This window comes from Pseudomonas sp. MWU16-30317, assembly GCF_020515695.1.
In the GTDB taxonomy this organism is placed as follows: domain Bacteria; phylum Pseudomonadota; class Gammaproteobacteria; order Pseudomonadales; family Pseudomonadaceae; genus Aquipseudomonas.
The window spans coordinates 455,687-476,770 of the sequence record NZ_JAIWJA010000004.1 but is presented as its reverse complement, the minus strand read 5'-3'; the positions used below and the strand labels follow the sequence as shown (position 1 = coordinate 476,770).

The 21,084-nt window shown below is 64.1% G+C and carries 19 protein-coding genes; 12 read left to right on the top strand and 7 right to left on the bottom strand.

The window, feature by feature from the left end; translation table 11 throughout:
• The first annotated feature begins 8 nt into the window (after positions 1-8).
• Genes LIX93_RS14980 through LIX93_RS14950 form a run of 7 tightly spaced genes read left to right on the top strand, consistent with a single transcriptional unit; the run spans position 9 to position 7,316 of the window.
• A complete protein-coding gene (locus LIX93_RS14980) occupies positions 9-974 on the top strand; it encodes an acyl-CoA synthetase (RefSeq protein WP_226504838.1) in 966 nt (321 codons plus the stop codon).
• Positions 971-1,750 carry an ABC transporter ATP-binding protein gene (locus LIX93_RS14975; protein WP_226504837.1) on the top strand — a complete coding sequence of 260 codons (780 nt, stop codon included), beginning with the start codon at positions 971-973 and terminating at the stop codon, positions 1,748-1,750. Before LIX93_RS14980 ends, LIX93_RS14975 begins: the two co-directional genes overlap by 4 nt.
• Complete coding sequence (locus LIX93_RS14970) at positions 1,747-2,628, top strand: branched-chain amino acid ABC transporter permease (protein WP_226504836.1); 882 nt, start codon at positions 1,747-1,749, stop codon at positions 2,626-2,628. The genes LIX93_RS14975 and LIX93_RS14970 overlap by 4 nt, the downstream gene beginning before the upstream one ends.
• 1 nt (position 2,629) lies before the next feature.
• Positions 2,630-3,691 (top strand): branched-chain amino acid ABC transporter permease, encoded by a 1,062-nt coding sequence (locus LIX93_RS14965; protein WP_226504835.1) that lies wholly within the window; start codon positions 2,630-2,632, stop codon positions 3,689-3,691.
• Between the two features lie 25 nt (positions 3,692-3,716).
• Positions 3,717-5,072 (top strand): ABC transporter substrate-binding protein, encoded by a 1,356-nt coding sequence (locus tag LIX93_RS14960; protein WP_226504834.1) that lies wholly within the window; start codon positions 3,717-3,719, stop codon positions 5,070-5,072.
• On the top strand, positions 5,062-5,859 hold the full coding sequence (locus LIX93_RS14955; protein ID WP_226504833.1) for an ABC transporter ATP-binding protein: 798 nt from the start codon (positions 5,062-5,064) through the stop codon (positions 5,857-5,859). Before LIX93_RS14960 ends, LIX93_RS14955 begins: the two co-directional genes overlap by 11 nt.
• Positions 5,860-5,882: 23 nt before the next feature.
• Complete coding sequence (locus LIX93_RS14950) at positions 5,883-7,316, top strand: FAD/NAD(P)-binding protein (protein ID WP_226504832.1); 1,434 nt, start codon at positions 5,883-5,885, stop codon at positions 7,314-7,316.
• A 50-nt stretch (positions 7,317-7,366) separates the two neighbouring features.
• Here LIX93_RS14950 and LIX93_RS14945 read toward each other — a convergent pair whose 3' ends face one another.
• Entirely contained in the window at positions 7,367-8,467 is a 1,101-nt protein-coding gene (locus LIX93_RS14945) for a sigma-54 dependent transcriptional regulator (RefSeq protein ID WP_226504831.1), read from the bottom strand.
• Between the two features lie 8 nt (positions 8,468-8,475).
• On the bottom strand, positions 8,476-9,663 hold the full coding sequence (locus LIX93_RS14940; protein WP_226504830.1) for an acyl-CoA dehydrogenase family protein: 1,188 nt from the start codon (positions 9,661-9,663) through the stop codon (positions 8,476-8,478).
• A 230-nt stretch (positions 9,664-9,893) separates the two neighbouring features.
• On the opposite strand from LIX93_RS14940, the gene selD reads away from it, so the two are divergent.
• The gene (gene selD, locus LIX93_RS14935) at positions 9,894-10,928 is read left to right on the top strand and encodes a selenide, water dikinase SelD (RefSeq protein WP_226504829.1); all 1,035 of its coding nucleotides are present in this window, start codon (positions 9,894-9,896) and stop codon (positions 10,926-10,928) included.
• Positions 10,928-12,028, top strand: a complete 1,101-nt coding sequence (mnmH, locus tag LIX93_RS14930; RefSeq protein ID WP_226504828.1) for a tRNA 2-selenouridine(34) synthase MnmH — start codon at positions 10,928-10,930, stop codon at positions 12,026-12,028. The genes selD and mnmH overlap by 1 nt, the downstream gene beginning before the upstream one ends.
• A gap of 26 nt (positions 12,029-12,054) precedes the next feature.
• Here mnmH and LIX93_RS14925 read toward each other — a convergent pair whose 3' ends face one another.
• The 5 genes from LIX93_RS14925 to ehuB all read right to left on the bottom strand — a co-directional run bounded on the left by LIX93_RS14925 (position 12,055) and on the right by ehuB (position 16,309).
• Positions 12,055-13,110: a permease gene (locus LIX93_RS14925; RefSeq protein ID WP_226504827.1), complete on the bottom strand. Its 1,056-nt coding sequence runs from the start codon at positions 13,108-13,110 to the stop codon at positions 12,055-12,057.
• 76 nt (positions 13,111-13,186) lie between these two features.
• Positions 13,187-13,978: an amino acid ABC transporter ATP-binding protein gene (locus tag LIX93_RS14920; protein WP_226504826.1), complete on the bottom strand. Its 792-nt coding sequence runs from the start codon at positions 13,976-13,978 to the stop codon at positions 13,187-13,189.
• Entirely contained in the window at positions 13,971-14,621 is a 651-nt protein-coding gene (gene ehuD, locus LIX93_RS14915; RefSeq protein WP_226504825.1) for an ectoine/hydroxyectoine ABC transporter permease subunit EhuD, read from the bottom strand. The genes LIX93_RS14920 and ehuD overlap by 8 nt, the downstream gene beginning before the upstream one ends.
• Positions 14,618-15,298 carry an ectoine/hydroxyectoine ABC transporter permease subunit EhuC gene (gene ehuC, locus LIX93_RS14910; RefSeq protein ID WP_226504824.1) on the bottom strand — a complete coding sequence of 227 codons (681 nt, stop codon included), beginning with the start codon at positions 15,296-15,298 and terminating at the stop codon, positions 14,618-14,620. Before ehuC ends, ehuD begins: the two co-directional genes overlap by 4 nt.
• Before the next feature lie 138 nt (positions 15,299-15,436).
• A complete protein-coding gene (ehuB, locus tag LIX93_RS14905; RefSeq protein WP_226504823.1) occupies positions 15,437-16,309 on the bottom strand; it encodes an ectoine/hydroxyectoine ABC transporter substrate-binding protein EhuB in 873 nt (290 codons plus the stop codon).
• 502 nt (positions 16,310-16,811) lie between these two features.
• Between ehuB and LIX93_RS14900 the strand changes: the two genes are divergently transcribed.
• Genes LIX93_RS14900 through LIX93_RS14890 form a run of 3 tightly spaced genes read left to right on the top strand, consistent with a single transcriptional unit; the run spans position 16,812 to position 21,080 of the window.
• Positions 16,812-17,639, top strand: a complete 828-nt coding sequence (locus LIX93_RS14900; RefSeq protein ID WP_226504822.1) for a class II aldolase/adducin family protein — start codon at positions 16,812-16,814, stop codon at positions 17,637-17,639.
• Positions 17,640-17,648: 9 nt separating this feature from the next.
• Positions 17,649-18,617, top strand: a complete 969-nt coding sequence (locus tag LIX93_RS14895; RefSeq protein ID WP_226504821.1) for an ABC transporter substrate-binding protein — start codon at positions 17,649-17,651, stop codon at positions 18,615-18,617.
• A 6-nt stretch (positions 18,618-18,623) separates the two neighbouring features.
• On the top strand, positions 18,624-21,080 hold the full coding sequence (locus LIX93_RS14890) for a TonB-dependent receptor (protein WP_226504820.1): 2,457 nt from the start codon (positions 18,624-18,626) through the stop codon (positions 21,078-21,080).
• The last annotated feature ends 4 nt before the right edge of the window (positions 21,081-21,084 follow it).

The window sequence follows — 21,084 nt, the reverse complement described above, 5'->3', positions numbered from 1 at the left end:
ATGACGCCATGACCTTGCATGAATTACGGCTGCGGGCGGTACCGTCGGCGACGTCGCCCGAGCCGTCACCCACCGCCCAGCGCCTGACCCATTGGGCGCAGGCGGCACCCTTGCAGATCGCCTTGCGCCATCGACGTCAGGCCGAGTGGTACGCCTGGCGCTGGATCGATGTGCTGCGCGAAGTAGAGCAATTGGCGGCGGGGCTGCGCCAGCAGGGCTTCAGCGAGCGTTCCCGGCTGGCCGTGAGCGGCGCCTACGAGACCGATCTGCTGTTGTTGAGCCTGGCGGCCCAGGCCAGCGGCGGCACGGTGGTGGGGGTACCGCGGCCAGCCTCGAGCGCCGCACTGGCGGCGCAGCTGCAGGCACTGCGGCCGACTCACGGTTTTGTCCAGGATCGCCGCGATCTGCCCCACTGGCAGGGTTGCCACGAGCGGGTCGCGGGCCTGCGCTTGTTGATTACCGCACAGCCGCCGCTGGTCGACAGCGGCCCTTTGCCGGTGCTCGGCATCGGCCGCTTGCTGGGTGAGCGGCCATCGCCGACGACGTTGTTCAGCCTTCCCGCCGGCAGCGACGCGACGTTGCTCTGGGTGGAAGAGGGCACCGACTGGGAAGCCGGCCTGGAGGTGATTCTCGGCCAGTGGCTGAGCAGCGGCCAGGCCTTGGCGTTTCCCGAGAGCCCAGGTTCGGCGGCCCGTGATCGGCGGGCAGTGGCGCCAACCGGACTGCTGCTGTCGAGTGCGCGATTGCAGGTGCTGGCGCAGGAGATCGAAGCCCGCCTGCCGCCCCCAGGCAGCTGGCGCCGAAGGCTCTGCGACTGGACCATCGAGCAGCCCCGACGCGGCCTGCGCCGGTTGTTGAAACAACGCGTGCAACGCCTGTTGGGTTTCGAAAACCTGCGTTCGATCTGGCAGGCACCCAACCACACGCAAGCGCATCACCCCTGGACCCTCGAATCCGGCAAGGACGTCGCATGAGCCAGCCAGCAGAAAACATCCTGCAGGTGCGCGGCATCTCTCTGGCGTTCAAGGGCGTCAAGGCCATCAATGACTTCTCTTTCGAGGTGCGCCGCGGCGAAATCTGCGCCCTGATCGGCCCTAACGGCGCGGGCAAAAGCTCGCTGCTCAACATCCTCAACGGCGTATACAGCTTCGATGCCGGCGAAATCATCTTCGAAGGCCGCGGGTTTCGCCAGATCGATCCCTTGAGCGCCGCCCGCCAGGGCATTGGGCGGACCTTTCAGAACAACGCGCTGTTCAAGAAGATGAGCGTCATCGACAACATCCTGACCGGGCTGTCGCGTCACACCCGCAGTCATTTTCTCGCCCAGGCCTTGCAGTGGCCGAGCGCGCGACGCGAGGCCGAGCAGTCTCGGGCCAAGGCCGAAGGCATCCTCGGGTTTCTCGACCTGCAGGCGCAACGCGACGTGCTGGTCGGCAACCTCTCCTACGGGCTGCAGAAGCGCGTCGAACTGGGCCGCGCGTTGATCGCCGCGCCCGCGTTGTTGTTGCTCGACGAGCCGATGGCGGGGATGAACGCCGAAGAGAAACAGGAAATGGCCGTTTATATCGCCGATATCAATCGCTCGCTGGGGACCACGGTGGTGCTGATCGAGCACGACATGGCGGTGGTCATGGACCTGTCCGATCACGTCGTGGTGCTCGACTACGGGCGCAAGGTGGGCGATGGCACACCGGCCGAAGTGCAGGCCAATCCGCAAGTGATTTCGGCTTACCTGGGGGTGGGGCATTGATGGCGTTTCTGGAAACCCTGATCGGCGGCTTGCTGGCCGGGACCTTGTATTCGTTGGTGGCGATCGGCTTCGTGCTGATCTACAAGGCCAGTGGCGTGTTCAATTTCGCTCAGGGCTCGATGCTGCTGTTCGCGGCACTGACGTTCGTCAGCCTGCATGACCAGGGCGTGCCCTTTGCCTTGGCGCTGTTGCTGACGGTGCTGGTGATGATCGTTGGCGCGCTGCTCATCGAGCGCCTGGTGCTGCGCCCGCTGGTCAACCGCTCGCAGATCACCCTGTTCATGGCCACGCTGGGCCTGTCGTTTGTCATCGAGGGCCTGGCCCAGGGGTTGATGGGCGCGCAGGTACGGGCGCTGGACCTGGGTATCGACGATGTGCCGCTGTTCATCGGCGGCATCATGGTCAGCCAGTTCGACCTGATCGCAGCTGGCGCGGCGGTGGTGCTGGTGGTGGTCCTGGCGTTGCTGTTCAACAAGACCCGCATCGGCATCTCTCTGCGCGCGGTGGCCGACGACACTACGGCGGCCTTGTCCATCGGTATCAACCTCAATCGCGTGTGGCAGATCGTCTGGTCCGTGGCCGGGGTGGTCGGGCTGTTCGCCGGGCTGCTGTGGGGGGCTCGCCAAGGCGTGCAGTTTTCGCTGTCGCTGGTGGTACTCAAGGCCCTGCCGGTGCTGATCATCGGTGGGTTCACCTCGATAGGCGGAGCGATCGTCGGCGGCCTGATCGTCGGCGCTGCGGAAAACCTCGCCGAGGTCTATATCGGCCCGCTGATCGGTGGCGGCATCACCCCATGGTTCGCCTATGTGCTGGCCTTGGCATTCCTCTATATCCGTCCCGCCGGCCTGTTCGGCGAGCGGGCCATCGAGCGCGTCTGACATGAGCAAAATCTCTTACAGCCTGCCCCTAGAGCCGGTCACCGCGCCGCTGCGACTACACAAACGCAAGGTGCCCTGGGCGTTGCTGGGCGTGTTGCTGATCGCCTTTGCTGCGGTGCCTGGGCTGGGCAACGATTACTGGCTGAATGCGATCTTCATTCCGTTTCTGGTGTTGTCCCTGGCCGGGCTGGGCCTGAACCTGCTGACCGGTTACACCGGGCAGACCTCGGTCGGCGCTGCGGGGTTCATGGCGGTGGGCGCCTTCGCCACTTATGGCTTGTTGCTGCGCGTACCTGAATTGGGGCTGCCGTTGTCACTGCTCGGCGCCGGCGTGATCAGCGCGCTGGTGGGCTGGTTGTTCGGCTTGCCCAGTTCGCGGATCAAGGGCTTCTACCTGATGGTGACCACCTTGGCGGCGCAGTTTTTTCTGGAGTGGCTGTTCGTCAAGTTTCCGTGGTTCTACAACAACGGCGCCTCGGGGACCATTTCTGCACCGCACCTGACGCTGCTCGGTCACGACCTCAACAACCCGGTGGATCGCTACCTGCTGACCCTGGTCACCGTGGTGATCCTGACCTGGGTTGCGGTGAATCTGGTCAAGAGCCAGGTAGGCCGCAACTGGATGGCCATTCGCGACATGGACACCGCCGCTGCAGTGGTCGGCATCGCCGTGGTGCGTTACAAGCACCTGGCCTTCGCCATCAGTTCGTTCTACCTGGGCATCGCCGGCGCGTGGGCGTTCGCCTATCTGGGCACGGCCAGCGCCGGCAGTTTCGACATCAATCGCTCGTTCCAGATTCTGTTCATCATCATTATCGGCGGCATGGGCAGCATCGCCGGCAACTTCGTCGGCGCGGCCTTTATCTGCCTGCTGCCGATCTTCCTCGACCACGCCGGCCAGGCGCTGTTCGGCGGTGCGGTGGACGCGGGGCAATTGCAGAACCTGCAAAAAATCATTTTTGGCGTGCTTATCATCGTGTTCCTGATCAAGGAGCCCGAAGGCCTGATTCGCCTGTTGAAAAACGCCCAGGAGCGGCTGGCCCGATGGCCGCTGCGTTTCTGATGTTCATGTGAGGACGAGTCATTTCATGCGAAACACATTCAAGCGTTCACTGCTGGGCATGGGTATAGGTCTGGGGATGAGCCTCGGCCTGGGTCTGATGGCGCTGGCGCCCACGGTACAGGCCGCCGCCGACCAGCAGTTCTTCCCGTTGGCCAATTATCGGGTTGGAGCCTACGCCTCCAGTGGCGTGCAGATCTGGGCCGGGATGATCGATTACCTGCGCTACATCAACGAGGTCGAAGGCGGCATCAACGGCGTCAAGCTGGTCTGGCAGGAGTGCGAGACCGAGTGGACCGCCGAGAAAGGCATCGAGTGCTACGAGCGCTTCAAGAATGGCCAGGACGGCGCGCCGGTGGCGGTCTACCAGCCCAATGGCGCGCCGGCAGCCTACGCCTTGAGCGAGCGCGCCGAGGTCGACAAGATCCCGCTGATCACCATGGGCTACGGGCGTACCGAGGCCACCGACGGGCGCGTGTTCCCGTACAACTTCCCGGTGATGCTGACCTTCTACAGCGAGGCCTCGGCGTTCGTGAACTTCGTCGCTGAACGCGAAGGCGGCCTCGACAAGCTCAAGGGCAAGAAGATCGCCACCGTCTACCACGATTCAGCCTATGGCCGCGAAACCCTCGGGCCGATGAAGTTGCTGGCCGAGAAGTACGGTTTCGAGAATATCCAGATTCCGGTCGCCGACCCTGGCAGCGAGCAGTCTGCCCAGTGGCGGCAGATCCACCAGTTGCAGCCTGACTGGGTGTTCCTGCGCACCTGGGGGGTGTCGACCCCGGTGGCGGTGAAGACCGCCGCGCGCTTCGGTTTTCCGGTGGACCATATCGTCGGTGACATCTGGGCCAGTTCCAGTGAAGACGTGTTGCCCGCAGGCGCCGCCGCCAAAGGCTACCTGGCCCTGACGCCGTACCCGGCCGGCAGCGATTTCGAGATTCACAAGCGCCTCAAGCAGTACATCCTCGATCAGGGCAAGAGCGACCTCAAGGACCAGCGCAATTTCGGTAGTGTGTACTACAACTCAGGGTTGGTGAACGCCGCCGTGGCGGTTGAAGCGATACGCGCCGGCCAGGCCAAGTTCGGCCATCGCCCGCTTACTGGCGAGGAAGGGCGCTGGGGGCTGGAGCATTTGCACATCGATGACGCCCGGCTCAAAGCCATGGGCTACCTGGGCTTGATGCAAAACCTGACGCTGTCGTGCTCGGACCACGAAGGCGGTGGCGCGGCGCGGGTGCAGCAATGGGACGGCAGTCAATGGACCCTGGTCAGCGACTGGATCGCCGCCGATCGAGTCCTGTTGCGCCCGTTGATCGACGAAAAATCCGCGGCATTCGCCAAAGAGAAAAACATCGTGCCCAGAGACTGCAGCCATGACCAGTGAACCCGTCGCGACGCCTGCTTCGCGCCCATCACCCGGCACCGAACAGGCCGAAAGCATCCTGCGCGTCGATGATATCGAGGTCATTTACGATGCTTCGATCCTGGCCATCGCCGGGGTCACGCTGGAGGTCCCCCGTGGCGCCATCGTCGCGCTGCTGGGGGCCAACGGCGCCGGCAAAAGCACCACTTTGAAGGCCATCTCCGGGCTGGTCCGTGCAGAGCGCGCGCGGGTCACCCGTGGCAGCATCGAGTTTCTCGGTGCCGATGCCGCGCCGTTGTCGCCCAGCGAACGGGTGCGCCAGGGCATGGTGCACGTGCTGGAGGGCCGACACGTGTTCGGCCAGTTGACCGTCGAGGAGAACCTGCGCAGCGGCGGTTTCGTGCGGCGCCTGTCGCGCCAGCGCATGGAGGAAGATCTGGAGCGCATCTACGCCTGGTTCCCGCGGCTCAAGACCAAACGCAAGACCCAGGCCGGGTTGACGTCCGGCGGCGAACAACAGATGGTCGCGATTGGCCGGGCGTTGATGACCCGGCCTACTTTGGTATTGCTCGACGAGCCTTCGATGGGCCTGGCGCCGATCATCGTCCAGGAAATTTTCGAGATCGTCGCGCACCTGAACCGTGACCAGCAGGTGAGTTTTCTGATCGCCGAGCAGAATATCAATGTCGCGCTCAAATATGCTTCCCGGGCCTATGTGCTGGATACTGGCCGAGTGGCCGCTGCTGGCTCGGCGGATGACCTGCTGGCGCGTGGCGACTTGCAAGACATCTACCTGGGCAAACGTTGAATCCATCCGAGAGTGAGTGAACCATGAGCGAGCCACAAGGCGGACAGGCCACCCCGGCCATCCGCGAGGCCGATGTGCTGATTGTTGGGGGTGGCCTGAGCGGCACCTTGTTGGCCATGCAGTTGCTGCGCCTGCCTGGGGCGCGGCACATCGTGGTATTCGAACCACGCGCCGAACTGGGCCGGGGCGAGGCCTACAGCGCGACGCAGCTGGGTCATACCCTCAATGGCAATGCGGCGCGCATGAGCGTCGATCCCGATGACGCCGACGACCTGACTCGCTGGCTGCAGGCACATATCGACGCCGGTGGCTGGCCGGAGGCCGCGGAGCAGGATGTCACCGTCGCCCATTTGTTTCCCCCGCGCGGGCTGTTCGGGGTGTATGCCCAGCAACGCCTGAGCGAGGCATTGGCCCTCGCCCAGGCCCGCGGCTCGGGCCTGCGCCACGTGCGCGACGAAGCCGTCGACCTGCAGACCGACGCGCAGGGCGTGACCTTGACGCTGCGCGGCGGTGAGCGCTGGCGCGGCGCGGCGGCAGTATTGGCCACCGGCATGTTCGCGGCGGCGCACACCGCCCAGCGCCAGTCCAGCGGCCTCAATGCCGTGGCACTGGGGCCGTGGAACGTCGAGCAGATGCGCCGCCTCGACAAGCGCGCCAGCGTGCTGATCATCGGCTCCGGGCTGACCATGATCGACGCCCTGGTGTCGCTGGATCAGGCCGGCCACCGCGGGCCGATCGAGGTGTTCTCGCGCCACGGCCTGCTGCCGCAGGTGCGTCGTCAACCGCCGGCCTGGGAAGACTTCCTCAGCCTGGCCCCCGAGATTCGCAGCCCGCTGCAACTGCTGCGCGAACTGCGTCGCCAATGCCATCTGGCTGCGCAAGCAGGCATCGACTGGCAAGCGCCACTGGACACCGTGCGGGTGCATATCGCGCGGCTGTGGAGCCAGGCCAGCGATGGGCAGCGCCGCCAGTTCGTGCGCCATGCGCGGCCGTGGTGGGAAAGCCATCACCATCGCTCGCCACCCCAGGGCAACGCGCTGCTCGAACGCTTGCTGAGTGAGGGGCGCCTGAGTATCCACGCCGCCTCCTTGCAGGGGCTGGAGACCAGTGATGACTGCAAGCAGCGCATTCGCCTGCGGTATCGTGGGCAGACGCAGACCACGGTGGTGGAAGGCGATGCACTGATCAACTCCACCGGCATCGAATACGACTGGCGGCGCGTCGATAAACCCCTGCCGCGGCAACTGCTGAGCGATGGTTTGATTGCGCCGGGCAACCTCGGCCTCGGCATCGCCGCGGACGGCGGTGGGGCGGTGCTCGACGCGGCCGCGCTGGCCGCCCGGCGGCTGTTCGCCATGGGCCCGCCGCTGCGCGGGATGTGGTGGGAAAGCACTGCCGTGACCGATGTCGCCCTGCAGGCCAAGGCGCTGGCGGCGCGCTTGGCAGCGCTGGAGTGAGGGCCTCGGGGTGACAGGGCTTCTAAAGTGACAGGCCTGGGGCCGAGCCTTCAGATTGACAGATTGAGCATGCGCTCGCCCTGCACGTTTTCGGTCGGGCGGCGCTTGTTGACCGCCAGTTCGCCAATCTTGATCAGCCGTGTACGGGTCACGTTGCGGCTCAGGCCAAGCATATTGGCGGTGTGTACCTGGTTGTAATGGCAGAAGCGATAGGCCGCGCGCAGCAGGGTATCTTCGACTTTCTCATGGAGGGCGCCCGCCTGTTCTTCGAACAACTTCTTGAACGCCCGCTCCAGCAAGGCTTCGGCCGAGTCATCGCTGGGTGCAGTGTCTTCGTGGCGTTCGATGCGCAGGCTCGACAGGCGCAAGTCGTCGCACTGGATCAGCCCCTCGCGGCACACCAACAAGGTGTGGTGAATGACGTTTTCCAGCTCGCGGATATTGCCCGGCCAGCTATAGCTGGTGAGCTTGCGCTCGGCATCCGGGGTCAGGCGTATCTCGCCATAGCCGAGCCGTGCGCTGTAGGCGGCGATGAAGTGGCGAATCAGCGGCAGGATATCGCCGGGCCGCTCGCGCAACGGGCTGAGCTCCAGGTTGACGACGTCCAGGCGGTAGAACAGGTCCTCGCGAAAGTGCCCGGCGTTGATGGCTTTTTCCAGCTGCACATTGGTCGCCGCCAGCACCCGGACATCGATGGGGATGCTCTTGCGCGAGCCCAGTCGCACCACTTCGCGCTCTTGCAGCACGCGCAGCAGCTTGACCTGGATACCCATCGGCAGGTCACCGATTTCATCGAGGAACAGGGTGCCGCCGTTGGCCTCTTCGAACCAGCCGGCCTTGGCACTCAGGGCGCCGGTGAAGGCGCCTTTCTCGTGGCCGAACAGCTCGGCCTCCACCAGCGATTCCGAGAACGCCCCGCAGTTGACCGCCACGAACGGCCGATTGCGCCGCGCGCTCAAGTTGTGGATGTGACGGGCGACCAGTTCTTTGCCGGTGCCGGTCTGGCCGATGATCAGTACGCTGGCTTCGCTGGGCGCGACCTTTTCCAGGTGCGCGAGCAAGGCCTTGGATTTCGGGTCCTCGAACACCTGTGCGGTGGCGCGGATGGAGGTCGCCAAGGCGGGCGAGGGCGGTAAGGTCAGAAGCTGCATGGGCATCCCTATGAGTAGAACGTGGGCGTGGGCAGGTTCTGGTTCAATGCCCAGTCACCCAGTTCGTGAAGTTTGTAGTCCAGCGGGTCGTGCAGGCTTTGGGTGCGCAGGTTGCGCCAGTGCCGGTCGAGGCCCACGGATGCATGGGTCGAGCGGGCGCCGGTGACTTCAAACACCTTGCTGCATAGCTCGAGGCCGTGGCGCTGGGCGGCGACCTTGGCGGTGGCGATGGTCACCGCCAGTTGCCCGCGCTCGTCGGCGCTCAGCCTGGCGCCCTTGGCCCAGGCCTGGTCCAGGCGCTGCGCGGCCAGCTCGACCAGCAGCCGGGCGCTCTCCAGGCCGACCCAGAAATCGCCGAAGTGCGCCAGGACGTATGGGTCCTGACCGCTGTTCGAGGCGCCCGACTTGAACCACGGGCGGGTCTCGGTGAGGGTGTACTGGCGCGCTTCAGCGAACGCGCCCTGGGCGATGCCGAGGAAGATATTGGCGAAGTGCAGTTGCGCGATCAGGGGCCGCAGGCAGGCGAACGGGGTGCTCAGCGGGCCAGGATCGAGGAGCAGGTCGGATTCCTCGACGCGCACCCGTTCGAAGGTGGCGCTGCCGCTTTCGGTCTGGCGTTGGCCCATGTTCTGCCAGTCGTCGTGCACGGTGATGCCGGTGCGCGCGGTGGGGATCGCGCCGATCAACAATTTGCCGCCTGCGCTTTCATCCACCGCCGAGGCGACGAGCATTTGCGAGTCGCTGGCGCCGGAGCAAAAACTCTTCTTGCCCGAGAATTCCCGCCAGCCGCCGAAGGTGCGCACCGTGGTGCGGGTGTCCAATGGATTGAGGGCGTTGCCCCAGAACCAGTTCTTGCGGGCGGTGAGTTCAAACCACGGCTGCCACTGCTCGGCGCTGCCGAACAGGCGCACGGTGGCCAGCATCAGGTGATGAAAGCCGAACACATGGGCAATCGAGCTATCGACTCGGGCGAATTCGCGGACCACCTCGAAGGTGTCGCTCCAGCTCGCGCCCAGGCCGCCGAACTGGCGCGGAATGCTCAGGGCCAGCAGGCCGCTGGCGCGCAGGGCATCGCGTTCGGATTTGGGGGTGCCGCCACGCTCGTCACGCTCAACGGCGGTGCGGGCGAACTCGGTGGCCAGCTCCCGCGCGGTGTGCAGTGGGCAATGGCGGGCGTCTTGCAAAGAAGCAGTCATGCTCAGGGACCTCGATCTGTCTGCAGGCTGATGAGCTGTTCGCCCAGCAACAGTTGCTGGGCGGATAGTTGCAACGATGTTGCTGATCATATTTGACATAAAGGCTCTAACAGAAATAACCAAATCGCATGTGCATAGGTCTATTGCTCCGCTGGCCTCTGTCGCGCCCCGCACGTGGGCCTCGTGTGCTCTGGTAGACTGCTGCCCCTTCACAGACACAAGGGCATCCCATGAGCGAACCCGTCCGCTTGACCCAGTACAGCCACGGCGCCGGCTGCGGCTGCAAGATCTCGCCTCAGGTGCTGGAAGTGATCCTTGCCGGCAGCGGCGCACAAAACCTCGACCCGCGCCTGTGGGTGGGCAACGCTTCGCGTGATGACGCGGCGGTGTATGCCATCGATGAAGAGCGCGGCGTGGTCTCGACCACCGACTTCTTCATGCCGATCGTCGACGACCCTTACGATTTCGGACGTATCGCCGCCACCAACGCGATCAGCGACATCTACGCCATGGGCGGCGATCCGATCATGGCCATCGCCATTCTCGGCTGGCCGGTCAACCTGCTCGCACCGGAGATCGCCCGCGAAGTGATTCGCGGTGGCCGCGCGGTGTGCGATGCCGCCGGCATCCCCCTGGCGGGCGGGCACTCGATCGATGCCCCGGAGCCGATCTTTGGCCTGGCGGTCACCGGCCTGGTAGAAAAGCGCTTCATGAAGCGCAACGACACCGCCACCCTTGGCTGCACCCTGTACCTGACCAAGCCTCTGGGCATCGGCATCCTCACCACCGCCGAGAAAAAGGGCCTGCTGCGTGACGCCGACATCGGCCTGGCGCGCGACCAGATGTGCACCCTCAACACGCCCGGCAGCCGCTTCGGCAAACTGGCCGGAGTCACGGCGATGACCGACGTCACCGGTTTCGGCCTGCTCGGTCACCTGGTGGAAATGGCCGACGGCAGCCAGCTGACCGCCCGCTTGCAGGCCGATGCCGTACCGCGCCTGGCCAGCGTCGATCACTACCTGGAGCAAGGCTGCATACCGGGCGGCACGCTGCGCAACTTCGACAGCTACGGTGGGCGTATCGGCCCGTTGACCGAGTGGCAAAAACACCTGCTCTGCGATCCGCAGACCAGCGGTGGCTTGCTCGTGGCGGTGACGCCAGAAGGCCAGGCGCAGTTCCTGCAGACCGCCACCGAGCTGGGCCTGGACCTGCAACCGATCGGTACCCTGGTCGAGCGACAGACCCATGCCGTCGAGGTGTTCTGATGCGCGACAACAGCGCCGATCTGCGGCATATCTTCTTGAACGACATCCCGCTGATGGATGTTCGCGCGCCGGTGGAATTTGCCAAGGGCGCCTTCAGCCAGTCGCGCAACCTGCCGCTGATGAACGACGCCGAGCGCGAGGCCGTCGGCACCGCCTACAAGCAACAGGGGCAGCAGGCCGCCATCGAGTTGGGGCACCGGTTGGTGTCCGGCGCGACCCAGCAGGCGCGTATCGAGGCCTGGGTCGAGTTCGTCCAGCGTCAGCCCGAAGGCTATCTGTATTGCTTTCGCGGCGGCCTGCGCTCGCAGATCACTCAGCAGTGGCTCAAGGATGTCGCCGGTATCCCGTACCCGCGGGTGCTGGGTGGGTACAAGGCGATGCGGACCTTTTTGCTCGACACGGTCGAAGACGCGGCGCAGTCATGTGAGCTGGTGCTCGTCGGCGGCTTGACCGGGTCTGGCAAGACCGAGGTACTGGTCGAGCTGCACAACAGCCTCGACCTCGAAGGCCACGCCAACCATCGCGGCTCCAGTTTCGGCAAACGGGTCAGCGGTCAGCCCGCGCAGATCGATTTCGAAAACGCCCTGGCCGTGGACATCCTCAAAAAGCGCCACCGCGGTGCGGAGTTCCTGGTGCTGGAGGATGAAGGGCGCGCCATCGGCAGCCGCGCCGTGCCGTTGTCGCTGTTCCGGCAGATGCAAGCCGCGCCGATGGTGTGGCTGCAGGACAGCGTCGAGCGGCGGGTCGAGCGGATTCTCAAGGATTACGTGATCGACCTGTGCGCCGAGTTCGTCGCCGCCAATGGCATGGAGCAGGGTTTCAATGCCTTTGCCGAACGCCTGCGCCAGAGCTTGGCAAGCAACCTCAAACGCCTGGGCGGCGAGCGTTACCAGCGCCTGGCGGCGATGATGGACGATGCCCTGGCGGTACAACTGACCACCGGGCAGGTGGACGCTCATCGGCAGTGGATCGAGGTGCTGCTCAACGAGTACTACGACCCAATGTACGCCTATCAGCGCGATAGCAAGGCCAAGCGCATCGAGTTTGCCGGTGATCACGCGGCGGTCAGAGCGTACCTGCAACAGCGCCGCCGTGCCTGAACTCGGCGGCGTTTCAAGCCCGAAAGTCAGAGCAACAGCGCGCCGACGGCGCCGCTGACGATGCCCACCAGCATGGTCAGCAACGCCACGGCCACCAGCACCTGGCGGTCGAAGGATTTACGCAGCATCAACAGCGACGGCAGGCTGACACTGGGCAGCGTCATCAACAGTGCCACGGCGGGTGCAGTCCCCAGGCCTAGGCCCATGAGGGTCTGCACGATGGGGATTTCCGCCGCCGTGGGAATCACGAACAGCGTGCCGACGATCGCCAGCGGCACCAGCCACAGCCAGCCGTTGCCCATGGCGCCATCCACGTGGGGGAACAGCCAGACGCGCGCCGCGCCGAGAATCAGCACCGCCACCACGTAAATCGGGATGGTGGTCCAGAACAGCTGCCACAGTGTGCGCATCCAGCGCGTCAGCAGGCTGCCGGTGTCGACATTGCTGGCCACTTCAACCGCCTCCACCGCCGCATCCGGCAAGGCCTCTGGTCGCGAGATGCGCTGCGCAAACAACGCTACGCCCAGCACCAACGCCACACCGGCCACCAGGCGCAAGGCAGTGAACTGCCAGCCGAGCACGAAGCCCATGAAAATCAGCGTGGCCGGGTTGAGCACCGGATTGGCGATCCAGAACGCCAGGGCCGCGCCCACCGATACGTTCTGCCGGCGCAGCCCGGCCGCCACCGGCGCTGCGCAGCAACTGCACATCATGCCCGGCAGGGCGAACAGGCCACCGCGCAGCGTCGAGCCGAAGCCAGCCTTGCCGAACGCCCGCAGGAGCCAGTCCCGGGGGATCAGCACCTGCACCAGCGACCCGAGGATCACCGCCAGCACGGCGGCTTTCCAGATGGCCAGAAAATACACCTTGGCGTAGGCGAGGGCGGCGCTCAGCGGCGAATCTGGGTGATCGTTGATGATCGAGCCACCGATGCTGTGGCTGTCGGCCGCGACGAACGACTTGAGGTAATACGGCGACCACTTCACGTAGTACAGGCCGATCACGGCCACCAGCACGAATAGCGCCGGCTTGCACCAGAATGTCCAGGGGCGTGTGGAAGAGGGGAGTGACTGGCTTGTCATGATGAAATCCGCAGCGTGGGCAAACGGCGATGATACGCGATCGCTGCCCAGGCCGCAGTGCCGTACGGCTGGGCAGTCAGCGTTGCTCGACACGGTTCAAGAAGCGCTGGGTCCTTTCGTCTGCGGGCTCGACCAGAATCTCGCGGGCGCTGCCGTCGGCCAGGATTCTGCCGCCTTCCATGAACAGCACCCGGTCGGCGATTTCCTCGGCGAACTTCATCTCATGGGTGACCAGCAACAGCGTGGTGTTTTGTGCGTGGGCGATGGCACGGATCACGGCCAGCACTTCGCCCACCAGCTCCGGGTCCAGCGCGGAGGTCACCTCGTCGAACAACATCACTTGCGGACGCATGGCCAGCGCGCGCGCAATAGCGACACGCTGCTGCTGACCGCCGGACAACTGGCCGGGGTAGGCCGCCGCCTTGTGCTGCAGGCCTACCAAGCCGAGGTATTCATGGGCGCGCTGCTGCGCCTCTTCCTGGCTGAGTTTCAACACCCGCAGGGGTGCTTCTGTGATGTTTTCCTCCACGGTCAGGTGCGGGAACAGGTTGAACTGCTGAAACACCATGCCGACCCGATGCACCACCGGGGCTCTGGCCGACCACGGCCAGCGCCAGCCTGAACGCACGGCGGGCACTGCGGCACCGGCTACTTCGATGCTGCCTTGCTGATAGGTTTCCAGGCCCTTGATCAGGCGCAGCACCGTGGACTTGCCGGAGCCGCTGGGGCCGATCAGGGCGACCTTCTGGCCCTGGGGAATGCTCAGGTCGAGGTGATCGATGACCCGAGTCTTGCCAAAGTCCTTGACCACCTGCTTCAACAGGATCTGTGCCGGTGCCCCAGGGAGGCCGTGTGCGAGATCAGACATGACGGCGCCTTTCGAGAAATTTGAACAGCAGGGAAGTGGGCAGGCTGATCGCCAGGAACATCAACGCCATGACCGTGTAGGGCTCGTTGTAGCGATAGGTCATGCCGGCGATCTGCTTGGTTGCCTGGAACAGCTCGGGGATGGTGATGACCGCCAGCAGGGGCGTTTCCTTGAACATGCCGATCAGGTAATTGCCGAGGATGGGCAGCATCGGTTTCAGTGCCTGGGGCAGGATGATCCGCTGCCAGGTCGTGGCCGTGTCAAAATCCAGGGCCCGCGCCGCTTCCCACTGCCCGGCGGGCACCCCTTCGATGGCGCCGCGGTAGGCTTCGGCGATATACGCGCCGTAATAGAGGCCCAGCCCGATCACCCCCGTGGAGATCGGCGGCAGGGTGATACCGATCAACGGAAACGCGAAAAACAGCACGTACAGCTGCACCATCAAGGGCGTGTGGCGAAAGAAGCTCAGATAGCCGCCGCTCAGTCGCTGCAGCCATACGCCTTTCGAGCGCTGAACGATCGCCAGCACCAGCCCCACCACCACGGCCAGCAAAAATCCCAGCACCACGACTTGCAGGGTGACGAGCAAACCCTGAAGCAAATCCGGCAGGATCGACCAGGCAAAGGCGTAATCGAAATTCATGGCGGCGACTCCTGACGCCAGGCGGTCATGTGCCGCTCATAGCGGCGCACCAGCCAGCTCAATGGCCAGGCCATGAGGAAATAACAGACCAGCACGATGCACCAGATCAAGGTTTGCTGGCCCAGCGTGGTAATCAACTGCGCGCCGGAAAAGGTCAGGTCGCTCAGGCTGATCAGCGACACCAGCGAGGTGGTCTTCAGCAGCTCGACCAGTTGATTGCCCATGGGCGGCAACATGAAGGGCAGGGCCTGGGGCAGGATGATCCGCCGCAGCGCCGTGAATGAATCGAAGTCCAGGGCGCGCACCGCGTCGCGCTGGCCACGGCTGACGTTAGCCAGTGCCGAGCGCACGATTTCCGAACCATAGGCCGAGAAGGTCAGGCCCAGGCCGATGACCCCGGTGGTCATCGGCGACAGCCTGATACCGAATAGCGGAAGAATGAAGAACAGATAAAACAGCAATACCAACGCCGAAATACCGCGCAGGATTTCGACGTACACCGTGGCCAGCCACCGGAGCGCTCGCCAGGGCGACAGGCGCATCAGGGCAATGATGAACGACATCACCACCACGACGATCTGCGCCAACAAGGTGATTTTCAGGGTCAACAGCGCGCCCGACGCCAACTGCCGGGCAATGAAGCCGGCAGTGTCTAGAACAGCAGGATCAAAAACCATCACATCAGCTCCAGGCCCGCCAGTGTTGGGTGGGTGAAGGTCAGCATTCATTCGCCTGAAAAGCCGGTTTCATCCCGGCTTGGCGTGTACAGGGCAGGCATCGAGAGGTCTCGTTGTGCATCCGAGGTCACTGCCGCGTCAGAGGCTGCAGCGCTGCTCGGCGGTCACGCTGGTGTCCGGCAGTTCGTTCTCGGTGTAGCCGTATTTCTGCAGGATCTTCAGCAGCTCGCCCGAAGCGCGCAGCTTGGCCAGTTGCTCGTTGAAGGCAGCGGTGAATGCAGGGTCGTTTTTCGGCAGGCCGTAGGCGTGGTAATTCCAGGTCGGTTTGCCTTGGGCGTCGGGGATCTGTTCATACGGCAGCGCCCGCTCGATGGTCGGGCTGTTGGCCTTTTTCACCAGGCTGATGATCTCGGCGTCCGGAAAGTACACCACGTCGACGCGGTCGGCTTGCAGGGCGGCCAGGGCCTCGGTGTCCTTGTCGAACAGCACCACATTGGCGCTGGCGATACCGCTGTCCTTGGCTTCCTGTACCTGATTGCTGCCAGGCTGGGTGGCCAGTCGCGCTTTGCCGTTGGCGGCGACGTCCTTGAGGCTGTGCAGCTTCAGCGGATTGCCGGCCTTGACGATAAACGCACCGCCGGAGCGGGTGACCGGGTTGGAGTAACCGATGACCTTGCAGCGCGACGGATTAATGAACAGCCCGGCGCCGATCAAATCGAAGCGTCCGGCCGCAAGCCCAGGGACCAGTGAGCCGAAGTCGGTGATCGGCGTTTCAATCTTGTTGATGCCCAGCGGCGCCAGCACGGCTTTCAATATCTCGACGTTGGCGCCGGTGGCCTTGCCGTCGGTGCCGATGTAGGCATAGGGCTGCTCGTTGGCGATACCGGCGGTGAGGCCGTCGGCCCGACCCTTTTCCAGCAGCCCTGCCAGTGCGGGGAACGAGCACAGAGCGCTCAACAGCAAGGCTGATCCGAATACAGCGGGCAGCGATAAAACTTTGCGGGCATTCATGAGGGAGGCTCCAAGACAAATAGTGAAGCGCGTTCCCTGCGAAAGTTCATCGTCGACTGTGCAGCACCCTGTCGATCCGCACCGCTCTGTACAATCGCTAGGACATAGGGACTCAGCGCTATAAAGGAGTGGCGATTCCAAGCATATGGTTCTAAAGGATTACTTCTAAATACCCTTTATGCATAACCTTATAGCCGGATATGACGTTTAAAAGCACAGGTCCTCTTGCGGTATTCGGGATAAGCGACCGTTATCGAAAGCACGGCAGCGCAGGTTTTATGCTGGTAACGCTACCATTCGACCTCGAAGGGAGAAGATGCAATCTACACATCATTTGCACGGTTTATAATCAGATCTGTTAATTATCAGCTTATGCATTAAAAGAATTTTACACGGCGTTTTTATACAAATATTGTCGTGTCCGGCTTATTACAAAGCCAGGCACCCCGACCCCCACACGGAGGAGGATAACCATCCCCCTTCTATCTGTGAGGGCCTGTTCATGAGCCACCGTTTCCCCCAGAGCATCTACACGCTGCCGTCCGACAACCATCGTCTGACCCTGCACAGCATTCCTCGTCATAGCGATCCCCTGCAAGAGCGCCAGCACCGCAAGGAGCGGCTGGCGGCGTCCTATCGGCTGTTCGCCCGCTACGGTTTCGAAGTTGGCGTGGCCGGCCACTTTACCGCCCGCGATCCGCTGGAGCCGGACCACTACTGGATCAATCCGCTGGGCGTGCCGTTCTCGCAGATATCCGTGTCGCACCTGCTGCGGGTCAATGGTCACGGGCAGGTGGTGGAGGGTGACGGCGTGCTCAACACCAGCGCTCTGGAGTTGCACTACGATCTGCAGCGCGCACGGCCCGAGGTCGTCGGCATCGCCCATCTGCATGGTTTTCATGGGCGGGTGTGGTCGTCGCTGGGGCGCCTGTTCGACCCCATCACGGCGGAGTCCGCGGCCTTCCACAACGACCAGGTGCTGTTCCCTCGTCATCAACTGCGCAATGCCGAAGGCGGGCTTGAGCAAGACCGCGACACGGTCAGCCGGGCCTTCGTCGAACACTTCGCCGACAACAGCCTGTTGATCTGGCAGAACCATGGCCTGTGGACGGTCGGCGAGTCGGTGGAAAGCGCCGCCTGGCGTTTCATCATTGCCGATGACACCGCCCGCGCCCATCTGCTGGCCCACGCAGCGGGCGCGCCGGTGATTCCGGCATTGGACCATCCGCCAGCAGAGAGCAACAAGGCGCGCCACGAGTTTTTTGGCTGGCTGAATTTCTTGCCGCTGTGGGACCGCATCCGCGTCGAAGAACCCGACCTCCTGGACTGAGGACACGCCATGCAGCACTTCTCACGACGCCGCTTGCTCGGCGTCGGTGCCACCCTGTGCGCGGGCGGCTGGCTAGGCGCCCCGGCGTTGCAGGCCGCCGAACCCCCGCTGCGGGTGTGGCGCTACAAGGGCCTGGCCGCGTCGTTTCTCGACCTCGCCGGCCAGGACCAGACGCCTTACCCGGTACAGTGGGTCGACACGGCCGGAGGCAACATCGTGCTCGAAGCCTTGCGCAGCGGCGACCTCGACTACGCCTACATGAGCGAGATACCGCCGGTGTTCGCTCAGGCGGCAGGCTCGCCGCTGGCGCTGATCGCCTCGTTCGAGGGGGACGCCAACGACACCGCCGTGGTGGTCAAGCGTCAGTCCGCCATCCACCAGGTGGCCGACCTCAAGGGCAAGAGCATCAGCTACGTGCGGGCCACCAACAATCATTTCTTCCTGCTCGACCTGCTACAGAAAAACAGCCTGACGCTGCAAGACATCACCCCGGTGCCGATGCCCATGCAGGACGCCCTCACGGCGTTTCGCAGCGGCCACATAGATGCTGTGGTGGTGGGCGGTATCAGTGCCTTGCAGGCCGAGTCCGGCATGGAGGGACGCTTGCTGCCCGACACCCGTCGCTATGGCTCGAGCAATTACCTGATCGCGACCACGGCCCAGGCGCTCGATGACGCGGGACGAAGGGCACGCATCGGCGACTTTCTGCTGCGCGAACGGGCCACCTGGGACTGGGTGCAACAGCACCCGCAAGCCTGGGCTGCGCGTAGCCAGGCACTGACTGGGATCGATCAGGCGCTGTACCTGCAACAGGCCGAACGGCGCAGCCGACCAGGGCGCCTGGTGGCCTTCAACGACACCGCCGTGAACACCCAGCAGCAGGTCGCCGATACATTTTTCAACAGCGGCTTGCTGCCCCGCCCGGTGGATGTCCGCCCACTGTGGCGCAACGATTTCTCTTCCCTTTTGAATGGTTGAATCGACATGAAGCTGATCGCCAATGCTGTCTCGCTGCGTCTTGCCCCCTTGCTGCTGGCCGGCTTCGCCCTGCAACCGGCCTTTGCCGACAGCACCGACACCGACGACACCCTCGGCACCGTTATCGTCACCGGTTCGCGCGGCAGCGAAGCGCGCACCGTCACCAGCAGCCCCGCGCCCATCGACGTCATCAGTGGTGCGCAGCTGCAGCAGGCCGGTGGTGGCAGCCTGCGCGCTGCGCTGTCGAAAGCCTTGCCGTCGTTCCAGCAGCGCCCGTCCGGATCGTCCAACGACAGCATCGCGCGGCCCTATAGCCTGCGCGGCCTCAACGGCTCCAACGTGCTGGTGCTGGTCAACGGCAAGCGCCGCCACAACAGTGCGGTGATCAACCTCGACTCCACCGCCGCCTACGGCACCAATCCGGTGGATCTGGACATGATCCCGGTGAGCGCCATCGATCACATCGAAGTGCTGCGCGACGGTGCCTCGGCGCAATACGGCTCGGACGCCATCGCCGGGGTGATCAACATCATCCTCAAGCAGAACGATCACGGCGGCACGGCCAGCACCTCGTATGGCGAATACTACAAGGGCGATGGCGGCACCCTTCGCCAGACGCTCAACAACGGCTTCGCGCTGCCCAACGATGGCTTCTTCAACCTGTCGCTGGATGCCAAGTCGCAGCAGACCGCCACCCGCTCGCGCGCCGCCACCGGGGCGTTCTACTACCCCCAGGCCGACGGCTCGCCCGACCCGCGTGAGGCCACGGTCGACCACGACGTGCAGAAAAACGGCCTGCCGAAAATCAAGGACATCAAGGTCGGCTATAACGCCGAACTGCCGCTGCAGGATGACGTCAGCCTGTACTCGTTCTCGACCTACAGCCACCGCGAAGCCAAGGGCGGGCAGAACTACCGCCGGCCCAACTCCACCAATATCATTCCGGCGATCTACCCGGACGGCACGGCGCCGTTCTACACCCTGGACGAAGACGACTACCAGGCCGCGGCAGGGGCCAAGGGGCTGGCCGGCGAATGGCACTGGGACCTGAGCTCGACCTTCGGCCGCGACGTCGGCCACTCCGGCGCCGACGAAACCCTCAACGCCTCGCTGGGGCCCAGCAGCCCGACTCACTTCGACACCTATACCAGCACCTTCGATCAGTGGACCAACAACCTCGATATTACCCGCGCTTTCGAGGTCGGCCTGAGCAAGCCCCTGCAACTGTCTGCCGGCCTGGAGCAACGCCATGAGCGCTACAAGACCGAATCCGATGATGCGTTGGCCTACCTCAACGGCGGCTATATCTACCCCAGCGGCCCCCTGGCCGGCAGGCCCGCTGCCGTAGGCGCCCAGGGCGCGATTACCCTGACCCCGGAAGACGCCGGCCAGGCCAGCCGCAACAGCTACGCCAGCTATGTGGACCTGGGCCTGAACCCCACCGAGAAGTTCTACGTCGGCGTGGCCGGGCGTTTCGAGCATTACGATGACGACTCGGGCAACACCGCCAGCGGCAAGCTATCGCTGCGCTACGACCTGACCTCGACTTTCGCCCTGCGCGGTACCCTGAGCAACGGCTTTCGCGCCCCATCGCTGTCGCAGTCGGTATATGCGCAAACCTCCAACCAGTACACCTTGGTCAATGGCGTGGCGCAGTTCGTCGAGGCCAAATCGGTGCGGGTCGATTCGCCCTTGGCGCAAGCGCTCGGTGCCGAGTCGTTGAAACCGGAGAAATCCCGCAACCTCAGCCTGGGCTTCACCTGGCAGCCCCTGCCAGCCGCCAGTGTGACCCTGGACGCCTACCAGATCGAGATCAAGGATCGCATCGCCCAGACCGGCTTTCTTTCTGGCGCCGGGGTCAATCAGGTGCTGGTCGCCAATGGCTTCAAGCCGGGCTACCAGATCAAGTACTTCACCAACGCCGCCGACACCACCACCCGCGGCATCGACCTGGTCACCGACTATCGCGTCGATTACGGCGCCTATGGGGCGGTCAAATATGGCGTGGCCTTCAACTACAACAAGACCCAGCTGGACGACATCAAGTCGACCCCTGCGGCGCTCACTGCGGCCGGCAGCAACCTGCAGTTGTTCGACCGGGTTGCCCAGGGCTACCTGACCGTCGCCAACCCCAAGACCAAGTTGATTTTCAGCAGCAACTGGAAGATCGACCGCTTCACCGTCAACGCCGCACTCACCCGTTACGACAAGGTCACCGCCCGCGACGCCAACCCCGACTACGACGTGACCTACGGCGCTAAGTGGCTGACCGATCTGGAAGTCGCCTACGCCGTGACCCACGACTTTGAGGTGGCGGTGGGCGCCAACAACCTGTTCGACGTGCGCGCCGACAACAACGGCTACCCGGCGGGCGACATCAACGGCTTCCCGCGCTTTGGCAGTATTTCGCCTTTCGACCCCTACGGCGGCTTCTGGTACACGCGCCTGAGCTACAACTTCTGACAAG

Bases quoted from the DNA above. Each gene is read 5' to 3' on its own strand.
- LIX93_RS14980 (WP_226504838.1), top strand. From the start codon at position 9: ATGACCTTGCATGAATTACGGCTGCGGGCGGTACCGTCGGCGACGTCG.
- LIX93_RS14975 (WP_226504837.1), top strand. From the start codon at position 971: ATGAGCCAGCCAGCAGAAAACATCCTGCAGGTGCGCGGCATCTCTCTG.
- LIX93_RS14965 (WP_226504835.1), top strand. From the start codon at position 2,630: ATGAGCAAAATCTCTTACAGCCTGCCCCTAGAGCCGGTCACCGCGCCG.
- LIX93_RS14960 (WP_226504834.1), top strand. From the start codon at position 3,717: ATGCGAAACACATTCAAGCGTTCACTGCTGGGCATGGGTATAGGTCTG.
- LIX93_RS14955 (WP_226504833.1), top strand. From the start codon at position 5,062: ATGACCAGTGAACCCGTCGCGACGCCTGCTTCGCGCCCATCACCCGGC.
- LIX93_RS14950 (WP_226504832.1), top strand. From the start codon at position 5,883: ATGAGCGAGCCACAAGGCGGACAGGCCACCCCGGCCATCCGCGAGGCC.
- LIX93_RS14945 (WP_226504831.1), bottom strand. From the start codon at position 8,467: ATGCAGCTTCTGACCTTACCGCCCTCGCCCGCCTTGGCGACCTCCATC.
- LIX93_RS14940 (WP_226504830.1), bottom strand. From the start codon at position 9,663: ATGACTGCTTCTTTGCAAGACGCCCGCCATTGCCCACTGCACACCGCG.
- selD (WP_226504829.1), top strand. From the start codon at position 9,894: ATGAGCGAACCCGTCCGCTTGACCCAGTACAGCCACGGCGCCGGCTGC.
- mnmH (WP_226504828.1), top strand. From the start codon at position 10,928: ATGCGCGACAACAGCGCCGATCTGCGGCATATCTTCTTGAACGACATC.
- LIX93_RS14925 (WP_226504827.1), bottom strand. From the start codon at position 13,110: ATGACAAGCCAGTCACTCCCCTCTTCCACACGCCCCTGGACATTCTGG.
- LIX93_RS14920 (WP_226504826.1), bottom strand. From the start codon at position 13,978: ATGTCTGATCTCGCACACGGCCTCCCTGGGGCACCGGCACAGATCCTG.
- ehuD (WP_226504825.1), bottom strand. From the start codon at position 14,621: ATGAATTTCGATTACGCCTTTGCCTGGTCGATCCTGCCGGATTTGCTT.
- ehuC (WP_226504824.1), bottom strand. From the start codon at position 15,298: ATGGTTTTTGATCCTGCTGTTCTAGACACTGCCGGCTTCATTGCCCGG.
- ehuB (WP_226504823.1), bottom strand. From the start codon at position 16,309: ATGAATGCCCGCAAAGTTTTATCGCTGCCCGCTGTATTCGGATCAGCC.
- LIX93_RS14900 (WP_226504822.1), top strand. From the start codon at position 16,812: ATGAGCCACCGTTTCCCCCAGAGCATCTACACGCTGCCGTCCGACAAC.
- LIX93_RS14895 (WP_226504821.1), top strand. From the start codon at position 17,649: ATGCAGCACTTCTCACGACGCCGCTTGCTCGGCGTCGGTGCCACCCTG.
- LIX93_RS14890 (WP_226504820.1), top strand. From the start codon at position 18,624: ATGAAGCTGATCGCCAATGCTGTCTCGCTGCGTCTTGCCCCCTTGCTG.